The 2,296-nt window shown below is 71.6% G+C and carries 1 protein-coding gene and 1 pseudogene; both read right to left on the bottom strand.

Features of this window, described 5'->3' with window-relative positions:
- Nucleotides 1-503 (bottom strand): annotated as a pseudogene (locus QMX80_RS19030) (DUF3014 domain-containing protein); the annotation flags it as partial.
- Between the two features lie 73 nt (nucleotides 504-576).
- Nucleotides 577-2,166, bottom strand: a complete 1,590-nt coding sequence (locus QMX80_RS19025) for a hypothetical protein (RefSeq protein WP_282278740.1) — start codon at nucleotides 2,164-2,166, stop codon at nucleotides 577-579.
- Between the last annotated feature and the right edge of the window lie 130 nt (nucleotides 2,167-2,296).

The following is a 2,296-nucleotide window of genomic DNA, read 5'->3' as shown; positions in this document are numbered from 1 at the left end:
ACTTCGGGGGGGCCGGGGGGGGCTTGGGGGGGGGCGAGGGCGAGGCGGGGCGCGGCAGCGCCGTCGACCTGCAGGCCACCGGCCACCGGCCGCAGCGCCAGCGCGCTGGCCGGCGCGCTGGCCTGGGTGAGGTTGTCGATGTGCGTGACCAGGCGCTGGACCAGGTGATCGGGCAGCAACAGCGCCAGCACCGGTTCGGGGAACAGCGTGCCGAGGTCTTCCCGCACGCGGGCGTCGCTGTCGTCGAGCGATGGCAGGGCGGCATCGATGGCCGCATCGCGCGGCAGCGGATAGCCGGCCGGCGCCATGGTCATGGCCGGCGCGTCCTGCGGCACGCCCGTGGGGGGAACGATCCGGCTGCCACCTGCAGACGGCTGCGCCGCGAACGGTGAAGTGGCCGTCGCCACCGTCCGCAGATCGTCGCGGAACAACCACCACGCCACGCCACCCAGCACCAGCACGCCTGCCACGGCCCATGGCCATACCGCTTTCCTGTCCTGCATCGGGAACCACCTTTTTGCGTTGCGATCACCCCGGGTGTGACCCCGGGGATCGCGGCGGGTTCCCCGCGCCGGTTCAGCCGGCCCGCGCTGGTCGCTGCAGCGACAGCAGGCCGAGCACCGCCGCCAGCGCCACGTAGGCGCCGGCGAACTGCCAGCTGATGCTGCGCTGCAGGCCCTGCAGCATCCACGGCAGGTACACGCCGCCGCGCGGATCGACCGAATGGATCAGGCCGAACAGGGTCAGCAGCGCGGCGATCAGCAGCAGCGTCGACGCGCGGCCCAGCCGCTGCTCGATCATCGCCACCACCGTGGCGATCCACAGCATCGCGGTGATGATGAAGCCGTTGCCGAGGGTGAAGATCACCGCCAGTTCCGGCAGGCCGTGGCCGTCCAGCGCGGTGGTCAGTTCGGCCAGCCGCTCCGGCGCGATCCAGCCCGGCGCCTTGATCGACAGCAGGTAGGCCACCGACGGCAGGAAGCCGAGCACCATCGCCGCCGCATGCCGCTTCGGCGTGGCCTCGAACGCCTGGGTGGTGATGTCGATGGCCACGTACACGATGATCGGCGCCAGCACCGCCAGCGGCAGCCACTGCACCAGCCCGGAGATCACCCCGAGCATCCCGCCGATGCCGACGAACAGGCCGGCCAGCAGCGTGTAGCCGCTGCGCGCGCCCATGTGCTTGTAGGCCGGTTGGCCGATGTAGGGCGTGGTCTGGGCGACGCCGCCGCAGAGCCCGGCCACCAGCGTGGCCAGCGCCTCGACCAGCAGGATGTCGCGGGTACGGTAATCGTCGCCGGCCGCGCGCGCGCTCTCGGATACGTTGATGCCGCCGACCACCATCAGCAGCCCGAACGGCAGCAGCAGCGGCAGGTAGTCCATCGCCGCCGGCAGGCCGTCGATGAAGCCCAGCGTCGGCAGCGGCAGCACCACCTGCGGCGGCGTCCACTGCGGCAGCGCGAAGCCCGGTGCGCCCAGTCCGGCCAGGCCCAGCCCGTAGTACAGCGCGGTGCCTACGACGAAGGCCACCAGCACGCCCGGCGCCCGTACCGGCAGGCGGCCCTTGGCGATCAGCACGTACAGCAGCAGGCCGAGGGTGACGAAGCCGGCCACCGGCGAGCGCAGCGCCTCCAGCAGCGGCAGCAGCCCCATCAGCACCAGCGCGATGCCGGCGATGGAACCGAGCAGCGCCGCGCGCGGCAGCGCGCGGGTCACCGCTTCGCCGAAGAACGACAGCACCAGCTTGAGCACGCCCATGATCACCAGCGCGGCCATGCCCAGCTGCCAGGTCGCGATCGCTGCGGCCTGCGGCTCCATGCCCTGCTGCCGGAAGCCGGCGAAGGCCGGGCCCAGCACCAGCAGCGCCATGCCGATGCTGGTCGGCGCGTCCAGCCCCAGCGGCATCGCGGTGACGTCGTCGCGGCCGCTGCGCGCGGCCAGCCGCCGCGCCATCAGCGTGTACAGCAGGTTGCCGACCAGCACGCCGAACGCGGTGCCCGGGAACATGCGCCCGAACACCACCTCGGCCGGGAACTGGAAAATGCCCACCAGCGCCATGGCGATGAAGCCGAGGATGGACAGGTTGTCGACCACCAGGCCGAAGAAACCGTTGAGATCGCCGGCGACGAACCAGCGCGGGCGGGAGGAGGCGGACGTGGAGGTCATGCGTGAGGCCTGGGTGGTTGTTTCTGTCTTTTCGTTTTCGCAGGAGCGGCTTCAGCCGCGATCGAGCCTTACCGGTAAAGCCTATTCGCGGCTGAAGCCGCTCCTACCGGGTGCCGGGGTACTGCCGGTC

Source organism: Stenotrophomonas sp. PS02297, assembly GCF_029959705.1.
GTDB lineage: Bacteria > Pseudomonadota > Gammaproteobacteria > Xanthomonadales > Xanthomonadaceae > Stenotrophomonas > Stenotrophomonas nitritireducens.
Note: the sequence above shows the minus strand (reverse complement) of the source record. Positions and strands in the feature narration are given on the sequence as shown.

Excerpts from the sequence above, each read along its gene's own strand:
- QMX80_RS19025 (WP_282278740.1), bottom strand. The coding sequence starts at position 2,166 with ATGACCTCCACGTCCGCCTCCTCCCGCCCGCGCTGGTTCGTCGCCGGC.